General features: G+C 39.3%; 19 protein-coding genes. 4 read left to right on the top strand and 15 right to left on the bottom strand.

Going from position 1 to position 22,635, the window contains the following annotated elements; translation table 11 throughout:
- Positions 1-139: 139 nt before the first annotated feature.
- Positions 140-1,915 (top strand): methyl-accepting chemotaxis protein, encoded by a 1,776-nt coding sequence (locus P0N36_RS10500; RefSeq protein WP_275842803.1) that lies wholly within the window; start codon positions 140-142, stop codon positions 1,913-1,915.
- 61 nt (positions 1,916-1,976) lie between these two features.
- Here the strand turns inward: P0N36_RS10500 and P0N36_RS10495 are convergent, their stop codons facing one another.
- Positions 1,977-2,663, bottom strand: a complete 687-nt coding sequence (locus P0N36_RS10495; RefSeq protein ID WP_275842802.1) for a YjjG family noncanonical pyrimidine nucleotidase — start codon at positions 2,661-2,663, stop codon at positions 1,977-1,979.
- Between the two features lie 190 nt (positions 2,664-2,853).
- On the opposite strand from P0N36_RS10495, the gene P0N36_RS10490 reads away from it, so the two are divergent.
- Positions 2,854-3,930 (top strand): GGDEF domain-containing protein, encoded by a 1,077-nt coding sequence (locus P0N36_RS10490; RefSeq protein ID WP_275842801.1) that lies wholly within the window; start codon positions 2,854-2,856, stop codon positions 3,928-3,930.
- 24 nt (positions 3,931-3,954) lie between these two features.
- Here the strand turns inward: P0N36_RS10490 and P0N36_RS10485 are convergent, their stop codons facing one another.
- The 11 genes from P0N36_RS10485 to P0N36_RS10435 all read right to left on the bottom strand — a co-directional run bounded on the left by P0N36_RS10485 (position 3,955) and on the right by P0N36_RS10435 (position 15,839).
- Entirely contained in the window at positions 3,955-5,160 is a 1,206-nt protein-coding gene (locus P0N36_RS10485; RefSeq protein WP_275842800.1) for a MalY/PatB family protein, read from the bottom strand.
- Positions 5,150-6,310, bottom strand: a complete 1,161-nt coding sequence (locus tag P0N36_RS10480; protein ID WP_275842799.1) for a trans-sulfuration enzyme family protein — start codon at positions 6,308-6,310, stop codon at positions 5,150-5,152. The genes P0N36_RS10485 and P0N36_RS10480 overlap by 11 nt, the downstream gene beginning before the upstream one ends.
- 21 nt (positions 6,311-6,331) lie before the next feature.
- A complete protein-coding gene (locus P0N36_RS10475; protein ID WP_275842798.1) occupies positions 6,332-6,778 on the bottom strand; it encodes an RrF2 family transcriptional regulator in 447 nt (148 codons plus the stop codon).
- A 92-nt stretch (positions 6,779-6,870) separates the two neighbouring features.
- The gene (locus P0N36_RS10470; RefSeq protein ID WP_275842797.1) at positions 6,871-7,350 is read right to left on the bottom strand and encodes an L-2-amino-thiazoline-4-carboxylic acid hydrolase; all 480 of its coding nucleotides are present in this window, start codon (positions 7,348-7,350) and stop codon (positions 6,871-6,873) included.
- A 24-nt stretch (positions 7,351-7,374) separates the two neighbouring features.
- Positions 7,375-8,136 carry an ABC transporter ATP-binding protein gene (locus P0N36_RS10465; RefSeq protein WP_275842796.1) on the bottom strand — a complete coding sequence of 254 codons (762 nt, stop codon included), beginning with the start codon at positions 8,134-8,136 and terminating at the stop codon, positions 7,375-7,377.
- Complete coding sequence (locus tag P0N36_RS10460; protein WP_275842795.1) at positions 8,133-8,903, bottom strand: ABC transporter ATP-binding protein; 771 nt, start codon at positions 8,901-8,903, stop codon at positions 8,133-8,135. The genes P0N36_RS10465 and P0N36_RS10460 overlap by 4 nt, the downstream gene beginning before the upstream one ends.
- Before the next feature lie 3 nt (positions 8,904-8,906).
- The gene (locus P0N36_RS10455) at positions 8,907-9,896 is read right to left on the bottom strand and encodes a branched-chain amino acid ABC transporter permease (RefSeq protein ID WP_275842794.1); all 990 of its coding nucleotides are present in this window, start codon (positions 9,894-9,896) and stop codon (positions 8,907-8,909) included.
- A 2-nt stretch (positions 9,897-9,898) separates the two neighbouring features.
- Complete coding sequence (locus tag P0N36_RS10450; protein ID WP_275842793.1) at positions 9,899-10,774, bottom strand: branched-chain amino acid ABC transporter permease; 876 nt, start codon at positions 10,772-10,774, stop codon at positions 9,899-9,901.
- 27 nt (positions 10,775-10,801) lie between these two features.
- Positions 10,802-11,944, bottom strand: coding sequence for an ABC transporter substrate-binding protein (locus tag P0N36_RS10445; protein WP_275842792.1), 1,143 nt, complete (start codon positions 11,942-11,944; stop codon positions 10,802-10,804).
- Between the two features lie 294 nt (positions 11,945-12,238).
- Positions 12,239-14,917: a bifunctional diguanylate cyclase/phosphodiesterase gene (locus P0N36_RS10440; protein ID WP_275842791.1), complete on the bottom strand. Its 2,679-nt coding sequence runs from the start codon at positions 14,915-14,917 to the stop codon at positions 12,239-12,241.
- Between the two features lie 115 nt (positions 14,918-15,032).
- Positions 15,033-15,839 (bottom strand): nitroreductase family protein, encoded by an 807-nt coding sequence (locus tag P0N36_RS10435; RefSeq protein WP_275842790.1) that lies wholly within the window; start codon positions 15,837-15,839, stop codon positions 15,033-15,035.
- A 280-nt stretch (positions 15,840-16,119) separates the two neighbouring features.
- Between P0N36_RS10435 and P0N36_RS10430 the strand changes: the two genes are divergently transcribed.
- On the top strand, positions 16,120-17,028 hold the full coding sequence (locus P0N36_RS10430) for a PstS family phosphate ABC transporter substrate-binding protein (RefSeq protein ID WP_275842789.1): 909 nt from the start codon (positions 16,120-16,122) through the stop codon (positions 17,026-17,028).
- Positions 17,012-18,517, top strand: coding sequence for a hypothetical protein (locus P0N36_RS10425; RefSeq protein WP_275842788.1), 1,506 nt, complete (start codon positions 17,012-17,014; stop codon positions 18,515-18,517). Before P0N36_RS10430 ends, P0N36_RS10425 begins: the two co-directional genes overlap by 17 nt.
- 116 nt (positions 18,518-18,633) lie before the next feature.
- Here P0N36_RS10425 and surE read toward each other — a convergent pair whose 3' ends face one another.
- The 3 genes from surE to P0N36_RS10410 form a co-directional block, all read right to left on the bottom strand.
- Positions 18,634-19,446: a 5'/3'-nucleotidase SurE gene (gene surE, locus P0N36_RS10420; protein WP_275842787.1), complete on the bottom strand. Its 813-nt coding sequence runs from the start codon at positions 19,444-19,446 to the stop codon at positions 18,634-18,636.
- Between the two features lie 13 nt (positions 19,447-19,459).
- Positions 19,460-21,022, bottom strand: a complete 1,563-nt coding sequence (locus tag P0N36_RS10415; protein ID WP_275842786.1) for a BCCT family transporter — start codon at positions 21,020-21,022, stop codon at positions 19,460-19,462.
- A 173-nt stretch (positions 21,023-21,195) separates the two neighbouring features.
- Positions 21,196-22,635 (bottom strand): FGGY-family carbohydrate kinase (locus tag P0N36_RS10410; protein WP_275842785.1); only part of this gene is annotated, 1,440 nt, incomplete at its 5' end.

The raw sequence follows: 22,635 nt of genomic DNA, 5'->3' as shown, positions 1-22,635 counted from the left end.
GGTCAAAACTAAGTTTCACTAAACTCAGCTCCCATAGGTGTTTATGATCTAGAAAGGCTTTAATCTTTCACGATTTGGGTGTATAATGAATTATTAGAATATTATAATGCTATTCATTTTATTACGAGGAGGTTTTTACATGAAATTTTTGGTAAAACAAGCTTTGGTAACAAATCTTTTGATTCTACTTACTATCCTCATTTTAAGTATCTCTTCTTATGTCATCATTAAAGATAGCTCGGAAGATAGCATCAACGAATTGGAAACCTATATGTATGATAATTATGACCTTAACCTTAAATATCAAGTTGAAATCATTGTCAGTGAGCTTCAAGGTGTGGTGAATCAAGTTGAAGCCGGCGTCTTAACACCGGATCAAGGTAAAGCTGTTGCTGCAGATATTGTAAGAGAAGCCAAATACGGTGATGTCGGATACTTCTGGGCCGACGATCTTGAAGGCAACAATGTGGTCCTTCTTGGAAATCCAGACGTTGAAGGCAGCAACCGACTTAATCTACAAGATGACAATGGGCTGTATATTATTCAAGAACTGATTGCCAATGCAAAGGAAGGCGGTGGGTATCTGGATTATTATTTCCCTAAGCCGGGTGAAACAAGAGCCGATAGGAAAAGAGGCTATTCTCAAACATTTGAGCCTTATGGCTGGGTCATCGGTACCGGCAATTATGTGGATGATATCGAAGCGACCATCCTGGAAAAAAGAGCTAACCAAGAGACCATGCTTAGAAACAGCATGACACTGATTATCATCGTAGCCGTGGTACTTCTTGTCATTGGTGCTTTTGTCGCCACCCTCTTTAGTATTACCATTACCAAGCCAATTGCTGCTATGACAGAACAATTAAAGCTTATAGCCAACTTAAACATCAGTCCTTCTCAGAAGTTAAAACAACTTGAGAATCGAAAAGATGAGATTGGTACCATGGCCAACTCTGTCAATCATCTGAATGAGGCTTTTAGAAGTATCATAAGCCAGATTCTAGACTTCTCTAAAACACTCAAACACCATGCCAACCAGATGTCCGTCATCTCCGCTCAAACCACCGAAAGTGCCACTAATGTGGTGACCGCTGTGGATGAGTTTGCTAATGGTGCTCAAGATCAGGCCCATGAAGCTAGTGAGAGTGTAGATTCTCTCGAATCACTTAATGAGTTGATTGCTATGAGTAACGAACTTGCCAACGATGTACTTGCATTCTCAACAAAGGTGAGCGAACAACAAGGCCTTGGTAATGAATCGGTGTCTGCTCTTGTTACAGAATTTGATACGACCTTAGTCGCTATACAGAAACTTAATGAGAACATTGAGAACTTAAGTACCCACTCCAGTTCTATAAATGATATTGTCACCACCATTGAAGGGATTGCCGGACAAACCAACCTCTTGGCACTGAATGCTTCTATTGAAGCTGCTAGAGCCGGTGAAGCCGGTAAAGGTTTTGCTGTCGTTGCCTCTGAGATTAGAAATCTGGCAGAACAAACCACCACTTCAACTAAAGAGATTAATCAGATTATCAACCTTGTAACTGAAGCTGTTAACGCATCTAAAGGCAACATGTCCAAGTCGAATGATTCTATACAGGTCGCTCACACTAAGATGTTAGATGTAAAAGCCACTATGGAAGACAGTAGTCGTTTAATTGATGAATCCACAGATAAGATGGGGCAAGTTCAAGCTTCTTATAGTGATATTAATCAGGCCAAAGAAACTGCCCTTCATGCTATACAATCTATCTCCGCGGTAACAGAAGAAAATGCGGCAACCGCTGAGGAAATCAATGCCACCATGGAAACCCAAAAGCAAACCATTGGTGATTTGGATCTCATCTCCAAAGAAGTTAATGATAATGTCGAAGTACTGAATGAAGTGGTCAGTCGTTTCGTCATTGAGTAAAGTTGAGTTCGTAAAAACGTCCCTACAGATTAACATAATCGGGGGACGTTTTTTTTACCTATCATGCTTTGACGATGGTTAGGAACTCATGAAGATTATGTATAATATAATCCGGTTGAATGTCACTTGGCTTTTCGATATTGTTTTTGTTATACCAGCAGGTCCATATACCATAGCGCAGTCCACCTAAAATATCTGAATAGAGTCCATCACCGAGAATTATGGTACGGTCTTTGTCAAAGGGTCCTACTTGTTTCTCTACCGCCTCGAAAAAAGCTTCATTTGGTTTGTGAGCACCAACAACATCTGAGATAAAGATGGCTTCAAAGTATTTTTTTAGACCGCAGCGCTCAAGCTTAATGTCCTGGGCCAACTTGGTGCCGTTGGTGACGATGGCTAATCTCACGCTTCCTTGTAATTTTTTTAATAATGCTTCTGCCCCCGGCTCTAAGGTTACATGGTCTCCCATGGCAACCAGATAATCATGGTTTACTTGGGCTGCATCACCATGTAAACCTAACTGTGCAAAAAGTAAGTCGAAGCGAAGTGTTAGGATTTCATTTTTTTTATAGATTCCTTTTTCAAAAAGCTGCCAAAGTTCTCTATTAATGAGTTTATAGACTTCAAAATACTGTTCTGTAAAGTGAATGTTATTGCTTTTCATGGCTTGCATTAAAGCTGCGTGTTCACTTCCTTCAAAGTCAATTAATGTATCATCAATATCCATTAAGATCCAATCATATTTCATAGCATGCTCCTGTCTTAATTAAGTTGTGTTTATCTTATTATTATAGCAGACTTTTGTAAAAATCAAAGCATGTCCTTTGGGTCACATTGACAAATGTATTGTAAAATAGTAATATTGTTTTATATGTATGTGAAGAACCAACGTTATCGTATTGACACTTTAACCCCATTTTATACATTGAGGTAAAACTATGAATATTAGAGACTTGCTGAACTTCAAGTCTACAGAGCGCTCGATACAAGATCAACTGTTTAATCAAATTCTTGTTATCATCCTGATTGTTTCAGTGACCAATATCATCTTGAACCTGTTGATTCAGTACCCTTTTGAAGCCAACTATAAATGGGTCGTGATGCTTTTTGTCACAGGATTGGTAAATAAATACAAGAATCACGCTTTATGGTTACGTTTTCCTTGTATTTTATTTATTATCCTTTTTATAGTACCCCTTGGTTGGTATAACTCAGGTGCTTATAGTAATAATGTGATTGCTTACGTCTTCTTATGTTCCGTTGCTGTGAGCTTTTTATTTAGTGGCTGGCAAAGGCTGTTCTTCATCTCACTCTTAGTTACTATGATGTGTGGGTTTATTACTATTGAATACTTATATCCTGACTTTCTTCCTGTCCACACACCTGAACTGGCTTTCTATGATCGCATCATTCAAATACCCATGAGCTTACTGGTTGTGTTTCTTATGCTTCGTCAGTTTTCCATCACCTTCTATGAGAAAAATACGCTACTTAATATTTTAAATGCCAAGCTTGAGAATATGGCTTATCAAGACGAGTTAACCCAAGTCAACAACAGAGCCTATATTTTTGAAAAGTATCGCCATTCTATTGAAACTGACCAGCATTTTGTCTCATTAATGGTAGACTTAGATAACTTCAAAAATGTAAACGATTTCCATGGTCATCAAATGGGTGATCGACTTCTTCGTGAAATAGGTGAATTACTGAAAACGCATTTTAAAGACGACGGTCATATTGCCCGTTATGGTGGGGATGAATTCATCATCATGCTTCATCTTGACTTAGAAACTGTGACCCGGAAGCTTAATCATTTTGTTCATCAGTTTAACCTTCTGGATGTGGTCAAAAAAACCGGTGCCACATTAAGTGGTGGTTATGGTGTTTTTGAACATGATTCCCTTGATGAACATCTAAGGGATGTGGATGTGGCTCTGTATAAAGCAAAAAAATCCGGTAAGAACAAAATTATACAAATGAAAACCAGTATGAATCCCCCTGATTATAGTGTTTAAAAAACTAACAGTCTTATCACCCTGTTAGTTTTTTATTGCCTTAGTATGAATGGCTAAGGCCGTCGCCAGTTGTTCCATACCTTTTACTAATAAGGCTCTTGGACATGCCATGTTTATTCTCTGGAAGCTATGGCCACCTTGACCGAACATATTGCCGTCATCCAGCCAAAGCTTCCCTTCATAAACAATGAGCTGATTTAACTCTTGATCGGATAGGCCGTGTTTCTTAAGGTATGTAGAAAAATCAAGCCAAAGCAAATAGGTGCCCTCCGGTTCAACCAACCTCACCCCTTCTAATTGGGTATTTACAAAGCTTCTAACATACTTAAGATTATCCTTTAAATAAACTCTTAACTGAGATAACCACCCATGACCATGATGATAAGCTGCCCTACAAGCTACAATGCCCATAATATTGAGTTGAGAATAGCCGCCTTTTGCCATTTCTTCTTTGAAACGTTTTTTGTATGTTTGATTGGCTATGAGAATATTAGAAATCTGTAAACCTGCCAGATTAAAGGTTTTTGAAGGTGCTGTGCAAGTTATGGTCTGTTCCAGATATTCAGACTTCAAATCTGCAAAGACATGATGGGTTATATTTTCAAAGGTAAAATCACTGTGAATCTCATCGGCAATGATGATGACACCATGTTCTAGACAGATGTCTCCCATTCTTATAAGTTCTTCTTTGGTCCATACACGTCCGACAGGGTTATGTGGGCTACATAGTATAAAGAGCTTGACGCTTTCTCTTTGAATGCTTGCTTCAAAATCTTCAAAATCAATCTCATACCTTCCATAGTTATAGACCAATTGATTTACCACAACCTTACGTTTATTCATAGCGATGGTCTGACGAAAGGGATAGTAGACCGGTTCTTGAATCAGGACGCCATCACCTTCTTCTGTAAAGGCGCGGATGGCTTGACTGATTGCATAAACCACGCCAGGTGTCTTAACCAGCCATTTGGATTGGATCTGCCAATTAAACTGTGTTAGAAACCATTTTTCCAATACTCTATAATAGTCTTCTCGACTCTCTGAATACCCAAAAATACCGTGGCTGACCGTACTTTGTAAAGCCTCTATAATCGGTTCGGGTGTTCTAAAGTCCATGTCTGCAACCCACATCGGTAGCAAATCTTCAGGCATGCCTCTTTTTTCTGCAAAATCATACTTCAAGGAATCTGTGTTATTTCTGTCTATAATCTCATCAAAGTTATATATCACTTGATTTAACCTCCATTGCTTGTTCTAAATCCTCCAACAAATCCTCGACCGATTCTAGGCCGACTGATAACCTTAATAGCCTTTCATTGATGCCTTTGGCTTCTCTCTCAGATTTTGGAATATCACCATGGGTCTGTAACATGGGGTATGTAATCAAGGTCTCCACACCACCAAGGCTTTCTGCATACTGAATCACTTGAACCTTTTCCAGTATTTGTCTTGCCAGACTTTCCGATGCGACTTCAAAGGAAATCATCCCACCAAATCCACTGGCTTGGCTTTTTGATATAGCATATCCGGGATGGTCTTTAAGGCCAATATAATAGACCTGCTTGATCTGTGTCTGGTCTCTTAGCCAGTTGGCTAAAAATAGGGCTGACTTTTGTTGATAATCCATTCTAATGGGCAAAGTTTTTATGCCTCTAATTATGAGCCAACTGTCAAATGGGGATAAACAGGCCCCAATGGTTTTGGCGTAAAAGCTTAACTTTTCATGAAGCGCTTCGTCCTTGACCACCAGCATACCTGCTAGTGTATCGTTGTGACCGCCAAGATATTTGGTGCCACTATGTATTACCACATCCGCTCCTAGCTCCAAAGGTCTCTGATAATAGGGTGTTAAAAAAGTATTGTCTACCATGATTAGAAGGTTATGGGCTTTGCCAAGTCGAGCCATTTGTCTAAGGTCTGTGACCTGCATCATGGGATTCGTAGGGCTCTCTACAAATATGCCTTTTGTAGTCTTTTCAATAAGTGCTTCGACTTCCTTCGGATCCGTCATGGATGAAAAACTAAATCGTATGCCGTATTTCATACTGATATGATGAAACAATCTATGAGAACCACCATACAAGTCATCTGAAGCAATTATATGATCTCCAGGTTCAAAAAGGGTCATAAGGGTCGTCATCGCGGCCATGCCTGTAGAAAAAGCCAGCGCTTTATGACCGGCTTCCAACTGAGCGATGGTGTTTTCCAAATGCTCTCTTGTCGGATTCTGTAATCTTGAATAGTCAAACCCAGTACTTTCTCCAACACTCGGATGGGCAAATGTAGCCGATTGGTATATGGGCACACTGACTGCCCCTGTTGTGTCATGTTTTCTCTCGTCACCATGTATACATTGTGTGTTGAACGCTTTTTTGTTCAATGTAGCAACTCCTTTACTTGGCTAAATATAATACATATTCGTATTTTTACTTCGTAAGCTTTCAACTTCGATTTTTAGATCTTCTAAGTTCTTTCCCTTCAAGCACTTCTCTATCGCATCATCTAAAGGTTCATAGACTTGACGCATGAGCACCACTTCCGTCTCAGGCCCATTAAAGGATGCCGTTTCCTTAGGGCCTTCAAAGAGTCCTGCTTCTGTCGCTTTCATGATTTCTAGTAGGGTTATCTCTTCCGGTTTCTTGGATAAATAGTACCCACCATGGGAACCTTTTATGGCGTTGACCAAGGCCTGTTTTTTTAGTAATGTAAAAACCTGCTCCAGATAGATCTTGGAAATATCAAGGCGCTCTGATAGGGTGACAAGTGATAGGGTTTGTTGGTCTTTATAATGGATTGCCATCTCAATCATGGCGACAATAGCGTACCGTCCTTTTGCTGAAATCTTCAAAATAACCTCCTATACATATCGACTTAGTATGATTATAATATAGCCCAATCATAAGCGCTTGTCAAAACCTAAATCTGTATACTATGAGAGTCTCACTTTTTTCGAATATGTAACTTACAAGTGTCACAGCCCTTGGCTATGGTATCACCTAACTCAAATTCGAATTGATCGTAGGTACTGACAATACCTCGGTCACCTTCCATGGCTATGTCACAATATATATCAATGTCTTCCTCCGGGATACCTAATTTTTTCCAGGCTTCTACCAATGGACAGTAATGGAAGGTAACCTCTAAGTGATCCTCTGTCACCTCTGTTTCCATCTCAAATATCTTTTTGACATCGTCTGTTAAGAAAGCATCTGCAAATTCCTTCAGATTATCCGTATCCGGCAATTTGTGATTGCCATGAAATGAGCCACATCTGAATACGGCATTTCTTGCAAACTCAGTATCTAATCCCATTTTTTTCGCTTCGTCCACCATAAGGGCAAACCAAGTTGCTCTATGTTCAATGGCAGATCGTAACCCTTCTATGTGTTCGCCTTGATCCTTTTTATTGTTATGTATCATGTTTTTCCTCCTAAAATTGTTTGTTTACAGGCTAGAGGCCTGAAAGGATTGAATGACTTCTTGTGATGTAGTGTCTAAGACTTCTCCTAGATAAGCTTTTTTAACACCTTCATGATGACGTAAGTCCTTTGAAGCGCCATTTAAGGTAATCTCACCGTTTTCAAGTACATAGGTTCGATCTGAAATGCTTAAAGCTAAGTTGGCATTTTGCTCTACTAATAATATACTTATACCTTCTTTATTTATGGTCTGAATCATTTCAAAGATTGTTTTGACCAACTTAGGTGCCAAACCTAAAGAGGGCTCGTCCAGTAGTAATAGCTTGGGCTGGCTCATAAGGGCTCTGCCAATGGCCAACATCTGTTGCTCCCCACCTGATAGGGTGCCTGCTTGTTGATGCTTTCTTTCCGATAGCCTTGGAAATAAGTCGTATATTTTATCCATTGTATTGTTTACCACTTGACGATTATTAATTGTGTAGGCACCTATTTTTATGTTCTCTTCAACGCTTAATCTTGGAAAGATGCCTCGTCCTTCCACAACCATGCTGATCCCTTTTTTTACGAGTTGGTGGGGACGGTTTTTGGTGATCTTCTTTCCTTTAAAAAAGATATCACCTTTTCTTGCCGGATGGATGCCTGCGATGGAACCCAGTAGTGTACTTTTTCCTGCACCATTGGCACCAATCAAACTAATGATCTCTCCTTCATTCATGACCAAATCAAGACCTCTAAGAGCATGAATATGACCGTAACTGGTATATAGGTCTTTAACTTCTAAAATCATAGATGCACCTCACTATCACCGAGATAAGCCATGGCGACGGCTTCATTGCTCTGTATCTCATGGGGTCTGCCTTGTGCAATCTTTTTGCCGTAATCCATGACATAGATATAGTCAGAGACGTTCATGACCACGCGCATATCATGTTCTATCAGCAAAATGGTATAGCCAAGCTTCTTCAGACTGGCGATGAAAACTCTCAGGTCTTCTGATTCTTGGTGATTCATACCTGCAGCCGGCTCGTCCAATAAAAGCAACTTGGCACCTGTGGCCATCGCCCTTGCTATCTCCAACTTACGCTGTTCTCCATAGGACAGGTTATCTGCATAATCTGACAGTCGCTGGGCTAAGCCTAAAGAAGCAAGGAGCTTGGCGCCTTCTTGCTTCTTTAGGTTCTCAACTTCATAAAAGCGTTTTGTTCTAAAGAGTCCGTCAAAAAAGCTGTAATTCGTATTGATATGGGATCCGACCAAAACGTTTTCAATAACGCGCATATCTGAAAATAAACGGATGTTTTGAAAGGTTCTTGCTATACCTTTTGAGACGATTTTTCTAGCATGTAGTCCATCAATGGGTTCCTCATTCATATAGATGTTGCCTTGATTCACCTTATATATACCGGTTAGAATATTAAACAAGGTTGTTTTGCCTGCACCATTTGGACCGATGATACTCACGACTTGGCCTTCATCTATATAAAAATTAAAATCATTGACTGCTGTTAAACCGCCAAAGCTTAGACTTATATTTTCTGCTCTTAGCAAGTTCATCCTCTATTCCTCCACTTCAACCATCCGATAGGGATTTTTTAATTCACTTGGTATAGGATATTGTTTCCTAGATCTCCAACCTAAAATACCTTGAGGTCTAAAATGCATCATAATTATAAGTACAAAGCCATATACGACAAAACGCCATGACATTAAAGGTCTTGCAATCTCAGGGAAAATTATAAGAAGTGCCGCGCCCAAATACATGCCCCTAATGGTTCCCATGCCACCTAAGATCACCATACATAAGATTAGAATGGATAAATCAAAACCAAAGGAATTGTGATCGATATAAGAAGATAAGGTTGCGTAAAAACCGCCTGCCAAACCGGTAATACTTGCTGATAAAACAAATGCCAAGATCTTATACCTGTCAATATGAATGCCCATCATGGTCGTTGCCAGCTCATCTGACTTAATCGCTCTTAATGTTCGACCGATCTTGGAATTGATGATGGTATAACAGCCTAAAGTAACAAGCCCTAAAATAAATAACATCAAATAGTAAATACCATGGTTGGCCAAGTTCAAGACGTAACCAAAGATGCTCGGTTTTGGTATTTGACTCATGCCTAGGGTTCCATTTGTAACCGAGTCCCAATTCATGATGACCACTTGTACAATCATGGCAAAACCTAAAGTCACGATGGACAAATAGGTACCTGATAAACGGATGGTTGGAAGTCCTAGGATCAACCCCATGACACCGGACAATATGGTTCCGATAATAAGTGCCACAAGAAAACTAATAGAATGTTGTATCATAAAGTAAGCTGTCCCATAAGCGCCTATGGCAAAAAAACCGGCATGACCAAGAGATACCAAGCCTGTATAACCCACCAGTATGTTCAGACCAAGGGCTAATATTGTATAGATGCCCATGAGGATAACAATACGCATAACATACTGGGAAAAGCCAAGTAGTGGCAACCCCGATAGGAGTAAAATTATGGATGCTATTAATATTTTGTCTACTGTAAATTTCTCTGACATGTTTACACCTTGTTTAAGCCTTTCTTACCAAATAATCCCATAGGTCTTAGAATCAACACCAAGATTAAGACGATAAATGCTACAGAGTCTCTATACTCCGCCCCAAACCAAGTTGCTGCTAGTGCTTCCGTTAGCCCTATCAATAAGCCTCCTACAATCGATCCGTAAAAAACACCAATACCACCTAGAACCGCTGCTGAAAATGCTTTTAACCCAATCATCATGCCCATGGTAGGATACACGATCTCATAATGACTGCCAATTAGGACACTGGCGATAGCCGCTGTGAGCCCGCCTAAGAAAAATGTAAATGATATGATAAAACTCGTGGGTATCCCCATTAAAGCTGCATTGGTTTCATGCTGTTCTACGGCCCGCATGGCCAATCCTATTTTTGTATACTTGACTAGGACAGTAAGGGATATAAAAAGCATCACAGATACGACCAGCATCAACACCTGTATGTTGGTAATCTGAGCTTCTCCTATCATGATGCTTCTGGATTCAATAAGCTTTGGAAAGGACTTGCGTCCACTTCCAAAGCCAAGCACCAAGAGATTCTGAATAATATATGAAACACCTATGGTGGTTATGAGTGCTGAAATATTAGGTGACTTTTTCTTTCTAAGAGGATTAAGGGCAATCTTGTCAATGAGAACACCTAGTAGGCCGGATAAGAGTATACCGAAAACTACTGCCGGTAAAAGTCCAAAGTTCATACCGATGAAGAAAATAACCATATGGGCTCCAAATGCATAAACAGCGCCATGAGAAAAATTCACTAACCTTAGAATACCAAATACCAAGGTGTAACCTACTGCAATCAAAGCGTAGGCCATACCCAGAGCCATGCCGTTAAGCAACTGTTGTAGCATCATCCCTATGACCTCCTTTCAAACTCGTGGTTAATCTCCATAAGGTACAAAGTTACCGTCTCTTACGATAAGCTTTGTATAGTTCTTAGTTGCATCGCCTTTTTCATCAAACTTAGTTTCTCCCGTTATACCCGGATAAGTAATGTTGTTTAGTGTATCTCTAAGAGATGGTCGATCAAGATTACCATTGACTTTGATGGCTTCCAGAAGTATACCTATTGAATCATATGCCTGTGCCGCAAGGGCTGATGGTTCACTACCAAAGCTCTCAACATATGCATCAACGAATCTTTTTATTTCAGGATTTTCTAGATCACTGTAAAAGCTTACCGGGAATATAATACCTTCTGTTGCTTCCCCACCCAGTTCAATGAGTTGCTGTGCATAGGCGTTAGATAATCCAAGTATTTGTATATCCGGATCCACTGCTTTGTATTGTCTTGCTAATGGGGCTAATAAGGCGTACATGCCGACACTGATTACCGCTTCTGCACCGGCATCTTTTAGCTTTGCTATGACAAGGCTATAATCATCGGATCCTTCCACCACTTCTTCATGTCCAACCAAAGTCAGTGCTTCATTGTTGCCTATCATATCCGCGGCTATTGTACCGGCTGTTGTTCCCCAGTCCGTTTTAATGGCTACAATACCAACTTTTGATAGTTTTAGATCTTCTGTTAGCAAGGATTCGATAACTTCAAACTCATTGCTGATGACGGCGTTGTTTCTAAATATATAGTCACCGATAGATGAATAATCTGGGTGAGATGCGGTATTGGATATTTCTATAACTTGATTTTCTTCATATATCGGTGCTGCAACCATGCTTACACCGGATGAGAAATGCCCAAGTACACCTACAATCTCCGGTGTGCTTACTATTTTTTGTGCTATGGTTGCTGCTTCTTCACTGGAATTCTTATCATCATAGGAAAGCAATTCTATTGTTCTGCCTAAAACGCCGCCTTTTGCGTTCCATTCATCAACTTTGATCTGAGCTGCGAGTAGAAAACTTTGGCCATATTCTGCTTGATCACCGGTCATAGGAAATGCCACGGCTATTTTGATCGGGCTGTCTTGATCTTTATCTGCCTTTGCTGTACAGCTTGATAACAAGGCTAAAACCATGGATGCTACTAGAATGAGACTCAATACACTTCTTAACTTTTTCATAAGATACCTCTATCTTTCTTTGATTCTATCTTGGTTGTTTGTGGCTGTTTTTCTTTCTTCACGATTAACGACAACAACAGCAGCAACAACCTTTGATTCTTATTCTTCTCATGTGACATATCTCCTTTTCTTTATTGCATACTAAATCTATATGTTTTATATGTTTAGTGTTATGGAGAATTATATAGGCATAAGGACTCAATGTCAAGATAAAAAAAAAGAACCCATCAATCGGCTCTCTTTTTCGGCTTATTCCTGTCTTATTTCAATTTTTTTCATTCTTATTTTAGCTCTCTACACTTCGTATTTTTTATCAAACTCCTGCTCTAGTTCTTCTACTTCCATAGGCTTACTAAAATAATAACCTTGGATGGCATCGCATTTGCCATACTTAAGTCGTTTGACTTGTTTCTGTTCTTCAATACCCTCTGCTATGACTAGAAGATTCAAGCTATGGGCTAGAGCGATTAGGCTATCCATAACAGATATGTTATCCATCTCTAAAAACTCCATACTGAGTGAACGGTCCAGCTTAATGGTATCAATGGGTAAGAAAGTCAGATAGCTCAGTGAGGAGTAACCCGTTCCAAAATCGTCAATGGCTATCTTGATACCATGAGACCGAAGCCCTTTTAGAAAAGCTATGGTGGATTCTTTGTTTTCAAGGAAAATATTTTCTGTGATTTCTATGAGTATATGACTGGGGCTAACGGCGTTCTCCCTAAGTAGATTCAGTAAGTATGCTTTATAGCCATAATCATACATCTGTACAGCTGAATAGTTAATGGCCACCGGCTTGATAGTATAGCCTCTTTCCATCCAACTTCTAATCTGTTCTACAACCAACTTTGTTACAATACGACCTATGGCTATGATCATACCGTTATCTTCTGCTATTGGAATAAACTCACCCGGTGATAATTTATTATTTTTTAATCTAAGGAGTGCTTCAAAGCCGGCCACCCTTCCTGTAGAAAGCTCTACTTGAGGTTGATAGACCATCTTAAAACCATCTGTATCAATGGCTTCTCTTAAAATGGCTTCCGTTTTGGATTTGTAAATCTGATATTCGCCCATACCAAGGCTATAAAAAGCATAATTATTTTTGCCACTGTTTTTAATGGTGTACAAGGCAAGGTCTGCGTTCATTATAAGCTGATTAATATCATTACTGTCACTTGGAAATAATGATATACCCATGCTAAACTCTATGTTCACTTCATTATTTTCTATATAGAGCTTTCTATTGAACAATTCGTTGAGATGATGAATGAATTCTAACAATTCGTTTTCACCATTGGTCCACATATATAGTAATAAAAACTCATCTCCACCGAATCTGGAAACAAATACCCGATCACTTGCCAATGCCTCAAGTTCTCTGGATATAAACATCAAAACTTGATCTCCAAATAGATGGCCTAGAGTATCATTGATGCCTTTAAAGTTATCTAGGTCAAGTAGCATGACAGCGCCCTTTTCATCGGCTTCCAGTACTTGGTTTAGCTTTTTGTAGAAGCTACGACGGTTTGGTAATTCTGTTAAGGGATCATGATCAGCTAAAAAGTGAATGTAAGCCTTTTGAGATTCTATCTCCTCAACTTGTGCTGTCAATTCCTCTTCCGAGGCCGTTAAAAGCTCATTTTTATTGGTTATCTCTAACTGAGATGACTTGATTTGATCGATATAGCTATAGACCTTGTCCAGTAAGTTATTGATTGACTTTGTAATACCAACGAATGGGTTATCCTCAGATAAACTTAGACTGTATCTGGATTTGTCTCCAATGGCTATATTCTTAATCTCTTCATCCATGTCATATATGTTGTTTGAAAGTTCAACAAAATTCGTTTGCATGTCATGAAGGGCAGATGTAATTGCACCCACCTCATCTTTTTTGTGACTTATCGATATGAGATCCTTATCTTCTTCATAGGCGTCAAACTTAAAGTTTGCCATTTTGTTAATGACCCCTGCAATCTTAAGAATCGGTCTTGTTATATAGCTGGATATGAGGGAAACAAATAGTAATATAATCAATAGTGTGAGAAAATAAATTAGAATTAATGCATCTGTCAGTACTTTGGATTGCGCAATGACCTCGTTCCTATCGATTATGGCAATGTATTTCCATCCACTATATGGGGATATATGCACATTAAAGACTTTATCTTCTCCATCAATCTGACCTTCAAAAGAATAACCGTCATACCCATCGATGTCATAAAAAACATCTAGCTCAAGTTCTTCAATAGAAGCCAATATCCAATCTTCATGTTTGGGGCTATTGATAAACTTGTTACTGGGACTTAGGACCTTAACATAGCCGGTTTCACCATAACTTAAGTTATTCATTCGTGTCACCAAATCATCTAATCGAATGACCAAGCTTAAAACGCCTATATCGGTATAACCGGATTTCACATTTTTGGCAATACTAATGACCAGTTCATTCGTAACACTGGTCCGATAGGGCTCGGATACAATCACGCCTTCTGTTCCTATAGCATTCATATACCATGGCCTAATTCTGGGGTCATAAGGTGCATTAGGATTGAACTCAGGGTATTCTACATAGCCACCATACTCTGTACCAAAGGCAATTAAGCCCAAAATATCATGAGATTGTTTCATGTTTCTAAATAGGGCTAATACTTTTCTTTCCTCAACGGATGAACGGCGTCTAAATGTTTCGGCCTCATAATCCACATAGCTGTTTAGTTGTCCGTCTTCATGAATAATACGTTCATCTTTTGCCATCATGGAGACCAGATTCTCTGTTTGTATTAAAATGGTCTCGTCTACAAAATCTGCTGTTTGTCCTAGTAGCGTATTGGTGCTTTCTATGTTTTTATTATAGAGCCATGTTTCTGCCTGGTTTTTGATATAAAGGCCACCAAAAAAATAGGGTATCAGACAACCCAGGAAGATGCTTAGGATGAGTTTGTTTCGTATGGACAGTTTCTTAACCATATAGCCACCTTATTATTCTAGCCCCTTTTGTGTTACATTCAGGACATTTCTCTGTCTTTTATGTTACTATATATTCTTTGGATTTGCAATTTCTTTCTTAATTTTCAGATATGCATCATGAACTTACGCTGATGACATACTCCCAATTTACCTTCTCTATGGTTAATTTCTCTGTTTTTTCAAAATAGTTCTTTTTCCCCGTTGCCAGTTCGTAGTGACACAAGGCGATGCCCATGTCAATCATTTGAATGTCATAACCCAGTTGATTAGCATATTTTGGCGTCCTGTTAAGATAAAAATGGGCATTTTTTACTGAATCTATAACGATACGCCAAGGTTGCTGATTTGAAGCACTTGGTGCTATGCGGACATACGTCAGTTGTTTTCTGAGTTTGGTATCTTCAATAACCGACTTTTCTTGATCATAAAATAATGAATCAAAGTCTTTTCGACTGTCTGAATGGGCCATTCTTCTAAAAAAACGGTCCGTCAATGTTTTTTTGCCAGCACTATAGCCTATAGGTGATATGATCGGTATGAATGTATCCGGTGCATATGCCTTAACTTGGTTGATCTTATTACGGTTAAAGGTACCGCCAAGCCAACAAGTCGCTATGCCCATGGATTCAAGGTAGAGCACAAGTTTCTCAAATACATAGCCGCAGTCTAGCATGGCTTTTTCATTGTTCTTGCATGCGGTAATTAAATATGCCGGCGCTTTTTTTATTACACCATAGGTACCAATCTTTTCACTCTTTTGCTCAACTGCTTTCTGGTAATGAATGGTTATGACATTGCCATTTATACCTATTCTATTTTTATCATCTTCTAGGTAGGCCATCAATCTCTTTTCATGGTCCTCTGACAAAGGTTTGCCATTATAAGATCGTTCTGATTTTCTATTCATCATTGCTTTTTTCATAGTTTCTCCTCTATAGGTCTTGATAAAGTATTTTTATTATGGTGAATGGGTCAAAACTGAGTTTTACTAAATTGACCTTCATTATACAATTTGAAACTTTGCTTGTCTAGGTGATTCACATCATGTAAGACTTTTGACACACTTATTTAACTTTACAACCTATCTTCACTTTAGTAAGCTTAATAGGAAACATTAATATCTAATATACTTAGTTAAGTTGAGTAAAGTATAGAACGATATCATTTTTCTACTACACAGATAATAAGGGAGAGATTAAATTATGTACAGTTGTAAAAGGTATTTTGGTCACGTTGTTTTTGTTATATTATTAACATTATCTTTGGGTTTCCTATCTGCTTGCACCGCTTCAAACTCCAAGGAAAGTCAAGCACCATCCTTTGATCCGGAAACTTACCCTCGTGTAGACGGTTCCACTGTTACTATACCTTTGTCCGAGGCTCTTGCCGGAAGACTTATGGGTATGACCCTTGACGAAGTTCGACCCTATATTCTACATAATAAAACCCATCAGGCTTATGTGAATCTTATTGATCAGAAAACCGATTTGATTTTTGTAACAAGCCCTTCTAAAGAGGAGCTTGATTTGGCTGCTTCAATGGATGTGACCTTAGAAGTTATTCCTATTGTAAGTGAAGCTTTTGTTTTTCTGGCTCATGTGGACAACCCTGTTGATTCCTTAACATACGAGGAAATTCGTTCCATCTACGCTGGCGAAATCACAAACTGGTCTCAGGTAGGTGGTGCTAATCTACCAATAGTGGCTTACCAACGTCCCCTCAACTCAGGTAGTCAGACCGGTTTTCTTGAATTGGTTATGAAGGATAAATTACCCATGGAACCGCCTTCTGAACAGATCATTGCAGGTATGAGTGGCCTTATTGATGCTGTCGCTGCTTATGAAAGTTCACCAGATGCCCTCGGCTATTCTTACTATTACTTTGTCGTGGATATGTGGGGGAATGATGATGTCCGTTTGCTTAAAGTGGATGGTGTTTATCCTAGCCCTGAGACCATCGCTTCCAAAGAATACCCCGTTGGGACTGCCTACTATGCTGTCATTCGTTCTGATGAACCTAAAGATAGTCCTGCAAGACAAGTTATAGAGTGGCTTCTAAGTGATGAAGGCCAACTTCTGGCAAAGGAGACTGGCTATGTTCCCTTGCAATAAATTCTCTACAAAACTTTTTGTACTTGGTGCCCTTCTATTATCTATCTTAAGTTTGAGCGCTTGTATAAAAAACAAAAATCCTCATAATGAGGGTGCTGCAAAGCTAAATGAGACGAAGGCACATGTAGAGCAAACAGTAGAAGTGGAACTTGAAGTACGTCAAGTTCCACTTGGTCCGATTATTCATGCACCTTGTCAGGTCTATCATGTCACTGATCATCCACTTGAGTTTCATTATATTGAAGATAAAAAACTTGATCAATTCCACAAAAGTTATTTTCAGATTTTCGGACTTAAAGATCAAAGTGTTGAAGATAAAATCAATGCTGCCATCTATGATATGTACCGTTCTTATTTACCTTATATCGAAGAAGGATTAATGCCGCCTTTTAGAGGTTATGCCACAAATCCCAGTGCGCATGGACAACTTCAGTCATATTATCTTGAGGTGTCACACCAATATAACAGCAACCATGTGCTTTCTGTTCTTCTTAGACTTTCCGCTGAGTACAAGGGAGAACTCGGTACGGATCCAGCTTATTATAGTCTATATGACACTTTGAATTTTGATTTGAATACCGGTGAAGAACTTCTTCTTGTAGATGTTTTTACCAATGATACAGATGGTCTTGCAATCCTAAACGATGCTGTACTGGAAGAGGTTAAAAGGCAACAACTCCTTGCTGATGCTGAAGACTTCTATGGTTCTAGCTTACAATTGATTGCACCTTTCAAAGGATTCTTACCCACACAGAAGTTCTATTTGGCCTATGATCGTCTCCTCCTGATTCTAGATCATGAGACACCGGACTTTAACATCGGTTTCAACCCTCATACCTTTTCAATTCCTCTAGGCAGTCCTCTTGGTAACATTGCCATCAATGAAAGGTTCTATCATGATGAGGACCTTTTTGTCCAAGATGGTGGTGTTATGCGCTTTATCACCAGTTATGATGCGAATCAAGCCGATTACCAAACAAAAAATTATATTGAGGACGGTATACAGTTCTATATCGAATATACTTATCCTAAAGATGCCACCGATGAAGTGAAGTCCCTTATGGATGCTGCTTATGAAGATCATAAGACTATGGTTTTTAATCACCACAAAGACCAACCCCTAGAACAGGCTAATTTACATTCTTACCTGCTTAAGGTCGGTCCTTATACCAATGTTAGCTATTATGTTTATTTTTATGGTCCGGGTATTGATGGGTCCCTCTCCTTTTATGATGTTCTAGACCCATCCGGTCGTATTATGACGCTGTCGGATATTTTTGTCGATGGCTTTGATTATGAGTCCGCCATCAACAAACATCTGGGCATAACCTTGGATTTTGATGACCCAACTCTGTCCTTTGGCATCAGCGAAACCTATCTCCAAATCACTGTTTTGGCGCATCATCAACAGAACAACAGTTATTACTCCGATTATTATGAAGTGCCTTATGAAGTATTTGGTTTTGAAGATGGGCTTAAGATATATTAACTTAATGATCAATTAGACTGGTCTGTATTCACTTTAATAGATAATTTATGCAAAAAACAGGTCCAATCCTTCATAAGGGTGGACCTGTTTTTTTGGGGAGGGATGATTGTAGGCTTTCATCTATGATAAGTATCCGCATCGACAGACATCAAGGATGTCATCGGTGTTACGGATATAACTTGATCAAAATGAATAGCATATATATCTGAGTCCTTGGGAGCTTCATGCAAACGATTGTTTATTCTCCATTCAAGCTGATGACCTTGACTATAATCTCTCTGACCGGGATGGATATAATTACCATAATTCATATAGGCTTGTTTTGTCATACGAACTTCCGTGTTAGAGGTCATGTTGGTCGGAAAATTAACATTTAAGATTTTAACTTGATCCGGCATGCCTTTTTCTAATATATCCGAAATCAAGCGCTGAACCATTACTTTTTCTATTTCCCAGTCTAGGGTCATAAAATCTTCTGATTTTTGATATTGATGTGGTATGGATCTTGAAAAAGCTATGGCAGGTATACCCCAGCTATCCGCTTCAAAAGTTGCACCTAAGGTTCCACTACAGGTGAAGGCCAATCCTAAATTCTCACCGTAATTGATACCACTGATACAATAATCCGGTTTTTTGTTTGTCAACTCTAAGATGCCGTGAACGACAGATTGAGCTGGTGAACCATAAACCGAATACGCTTTTAACTCTTTTCCATTAATGTTTAGTGTTAGCTTTTGAATGATTCCTACTTGGTCACCACTAAGTGCACCTCGGCCCATGCCGGTTTGTTGAAACCGGGGTGCTACTATTAACAGTTCACACAAGGGGTCCAAGGCTTCTGCTAAAGCTTTTAGTCCAGGTGATCCTATACCGTCATCGTTGGTTAGAAGTACTAACTTTTTTGCGTTCTTTTTTAAATCATCCATCATGTTTTTGCCTCATTTATTCTTTTGCATAAGTGTCAAACTTCTCTGGTTTACGCATGATTCTAAGTAAGGCTATCAAACTAAAAAGTCCTAAGAATAAAGCTGGGAAACCACCTAGATAGGACATCATCTTAATGCCATCAATGCCAAGTGTGGCAATAAAAACCAATGAGACCGAGCCGACAATAACACCCCAAGCTACTTTAATCAGTAATGGTGCTTCTTGACTTCCCTCACGTATGCCTGTGGTACATATACTTGCCATAGCATTGGTTGTTGAGTCTGTTGCAGTTATAAATGAAATCATAACAGCAATAAGATAAATTCCAATGATAATACCTGACAAAGGCAGTTCTCCCAGTACAGCATACGCGGCGGCGGCTGAACCTTGTTCATTCATAATAGCTAAGACATCTACTCGACCTGTCATCTGAAAGTTCAACGTTGTACCAGAGAGAATGGTCATCCAGACAACACTGAATATACTTGGTATTACAAAGTTCATCATCACCACTTCTTTGATTTTATAGCCATAAGCAATTCTGGCTAAAAATACAGCAGAGACAGGCGCCCATGCCATCCAGTTAGACCAATAGAACATGGTCCATCCTGAAGCCCATGTATCCCCTGCAGCGGTCCCTGTAAACAAGGCTTTACTAAATATATTGTCTAAAAAGCCACCAAAAGCTTCTGTGCCGATGCTAAAAAAATAGACTGTTGGACCCAGAATGAGTAGCGCTGCAATAATAACATAATAAAGATATACATTCACATCTGATAAAATCCGAATACCTTTCATTAAGCCTGTTCCTGAGGAAATAATAAATGCTATGGTGCCAATAATTGTGATTATAATCCATAGATACTTATCATTGTTCATTCCAAAAAGTGCGTTGATGCCACCCCCCATATTCATGACGGCTGTACCAAATGAAGCGGAGATACCTGTAGCGACTGTAAATAATACAATTGCATCAATAACACCATTGAATTTCTTCTGTACACCTACCGTTACAAGGGGACTAATCTGAGAACCTACACTGAAAGAACGCTTCATATTATAATAGGCAAAAGCAAACACAATGGTTGGTACCGCGTATATAGCATAAGGAATAAAAGTCCAGTGCAGGTACATGGTTTCCATTGCAAAAATGGCCGCTTCTGCAGACATAGGTTCTATACCTAAGGATTCCGGCGGATAGGCCAAATGCCATATGGGCTCGGCTGTACCCCAAAACAAGATACCTGCTGCTATGGTTGTGCATAAGGTTACAGCAAACCAAGATGATTTTTTTAGTAATGGTATGGCGTCCGGTCCTCCCAGTCTTACCTCACCTAATGGAGAAAAATAAACAAAAACGATGATGATCACACATAAAACGCCAGATATACTAAACATCCATCCCATGTCGATTACCATGAAGTTTTTGGCTTTTTCTGTTATGGCTAAAAAAGCTTCATAATTGGTAAAATTCAATATGATTGTAAGTAAAAGTAATATAAATGCTGGTAAAAAAACAAATGGCCTAATTTTTTGTTTTGCTTTGCCCTCTACAGTACTGGAACTGTTACTATCCAAAACGTAAAACCTCCTATCTTTTTCAGGTAATGCCTCTAATAAGATTAAGGATACAAGGAAATGACAATCAGATGACCCATTTGTTGCTGAGCATCTATTGCCATTTCTATTGCTATTGCTTTATATCTTCTTCATTGGATACGTTAAACGATCAATGCGTGGTTATAGGGTATTTATCCAAATATTTCGTAGGACTTTTTCAATAATTCGTCGGTGTGGGCTGTAATATGTTGGTATACCTGCTCATTGATTTTTCTATAAAGTTCTACATTTTTATCAATTGGGATAAAAGTATCTTTACGCCTAATCATATGATCAATGGCTTCTTGTCGATCTTTATACACACCAAGGGCCAATGCTGCACAAATAGCTGCTCCCATGCTGGCTGAACCGTTTACTACATTTCTATGTGCAGGTACTCCAAAGACATCCGCAAATATCTGCATAAACAGTTCGCCATTGGATCCGCCACCGCTAACAATAATATTGGATAACTCTATACCTCGTTCATCGCACATGGCTTGAGCATGGTTTTTCATGGTTAAGGCAATACCTTCTAGTACTGAACGGAACATATGAGGGCCTTTGTGGGTACCATTGAACCCAATCATCATACCTCGTTCATGTAACTGATTCGGACGTGCCAACCAATTTAGTATCGTATATAAGCCGTCACAACCTACAGGTACATCACTGGCTAATATATTCAAATACGCTTCTGGAGATATACCTTGTTCTTTAGCTACGTTAACAATGTCACTTCCTAAAAGTTCTTTGATCCAAGTTACTGTTGCCATACCTCTTCGAATACCGCTACTTTCATATAAGAATTCACCTTTGGTTGCGCCTGGGTTACTCCAAAAATTCACGCTATTCATGTTGTTTTCTTCACCAACCATCATGGAAGTGATGTAGGTGCCAAGAGATACCAACACAGTACCGTCATTTACAAGACCTGCGCCAAGTCCTTCAACCGCTTTGTCATTCGCTGTCGATACTACCGGAATACCTAGAGGGATACCTGTCGCATCGCTTGCAAAGGCATTCACCTTTCCCATGACGACCGATGGATCCACTAAATCAAAAAGCATTTCTCTTGGTGTCGTATAAGCATCGAATTTTTCTTTGTCCTCGAACCATTCCAAAGTTATAGGATCTATGGGCCATGGACCAACATAATTGGACCTGGTATCCTTTGTCTCTCCGGTCAACCTATGGGTTAAGTAACCGGTTGTCGTTGTTACATATTTTACTGCATCGTCATCATGCTCATAGGGTCTTGACAATCTAAGGTCCATCCAACTTTGAACCGGTGATGCTAAGTTGCCATCTTCCTTAATTAAAGCACGACAACACCTTATGGAACCAAGACCTACACCTATGATGTTGTTCTTGTCGCCATGAAATTTTTTAAACATTTCTTGACATGCCGTCTTCAAACTATCCCATAAATCATCATCCGGATGCTCAGCCCTACCATTGTCACTAAGTTCTATTTCTCTTAGTTGTACAGTGTGAGAACAAACTTCTGTACCTAATACATCAAATATAGCTACTTTCGTACTTTGAGTGCCACCATCGATTGCAATAATATACTGATCTGTCATAACCTT

This window comes from Petrocella sp. FN5, from assembly GCF_029210395.1.
Taxonomy (GTDB): domain Bacteria; phylum Bacillota; class Clostridia; order Lachnospirales; family Vallitaleaceae; genus Petrocella.
This window is presented reverse-complemented; position numbering and strand designations above follow the sequence as displayed.

Coding starts and splice junctions, on each gene's coding strand:
- P0N36_RS10500 (WP_275842803.1), top strand. CDS start 140: ATGAAATTTTTGGTAAAACAAGCTTTGGTAACAAATCTTTTGATTCTA.
- P0N36_RS10495 (WP_275842802.1), bottom strand. CDS start 2,663: ATGAAATATGATTGGATCTTAATGGATATTGATGATACATTAATTGAC.
- P0N36_RS10490 (WP_275842801.1), top strand. CDS start 2,854: ATGAATATTAGAGACTTGCTGAACTTCAAGTCTACAGAGCGCTCGATA.
- P0N36_RS10470 (WP_275842797.1), bottom strand. CDS start 7,350: ATGATACATAACAATAAAAAGGATCAAGGCGAACACATAGAAGGGTTA.
- P0N36_RS10465 (WP_275842796.1), bottom strand. CDS start 8,136: ATGATTTTAGAAGTTAAAGACCTATATACCAGTTACGGTCATATTCAT.
- P0N36_RS10460 (WP_275842795.1), bottom strand. CDS start 8,903: ATGAACTTGCTAAGAGCAGAAAATATAAGTCTAAGCTTTGGCGGTTTA.
- P0N36_RS10455 (WP_275842794.1), bottom strand. CDS start 9,896: ATGTCAGAGAAATTTACAGTAGACAAAATATTAATAGCATCCATAATT.
- P0N36_RS10450 (WP_275842793.1), bottom strand. CDS start 10,774: ATGATGCTACAACAGTTGCTTAACGGCATGGCTCTGGGTATGGCCTAC.
- P0N36_RS10445 (WP_275842792.1), bottom strand. CDS start 11,944: ATGAAAAAGTTAAGAAGTGTATTGAGTCTCATTCTAGTAGCATCCATG.
- P0N36_RS10440 (WP_275842791.1), bottom strand. CDS start 14,917: ATGGTTAAGAAACTGTCCATACGAAACAAACTCATCCTAAGCATCTTC.
- P0N36_RS10435 (WP_275842790.1), bottom strand. CDS start 15,839: ATGAAAAAAGCAATGATGAATAGAAAATCAGAACGATCTTATAATGGC.
- P0N36_RS10430 (WP_275842789.1), top strand. CDS start 16,120: ATGTACAGTTGTAAAAGGTATTTTGGTCACGTTGTTTTTGTTATATTA.
- P0N36_RS10425 (WP_275842788.1), top strand. CDS start 17,012: ATGTTCCCTTGCAATAAATTCTCTACAAAACTTTTTGTACTTGGTGCC.
- surE (WP_275842787.1), bottom strand. CDS start 19,446: ATGATGGATGATTTAAAAAAGAACGCAAAAAAGTTAGTACTTCTAACC.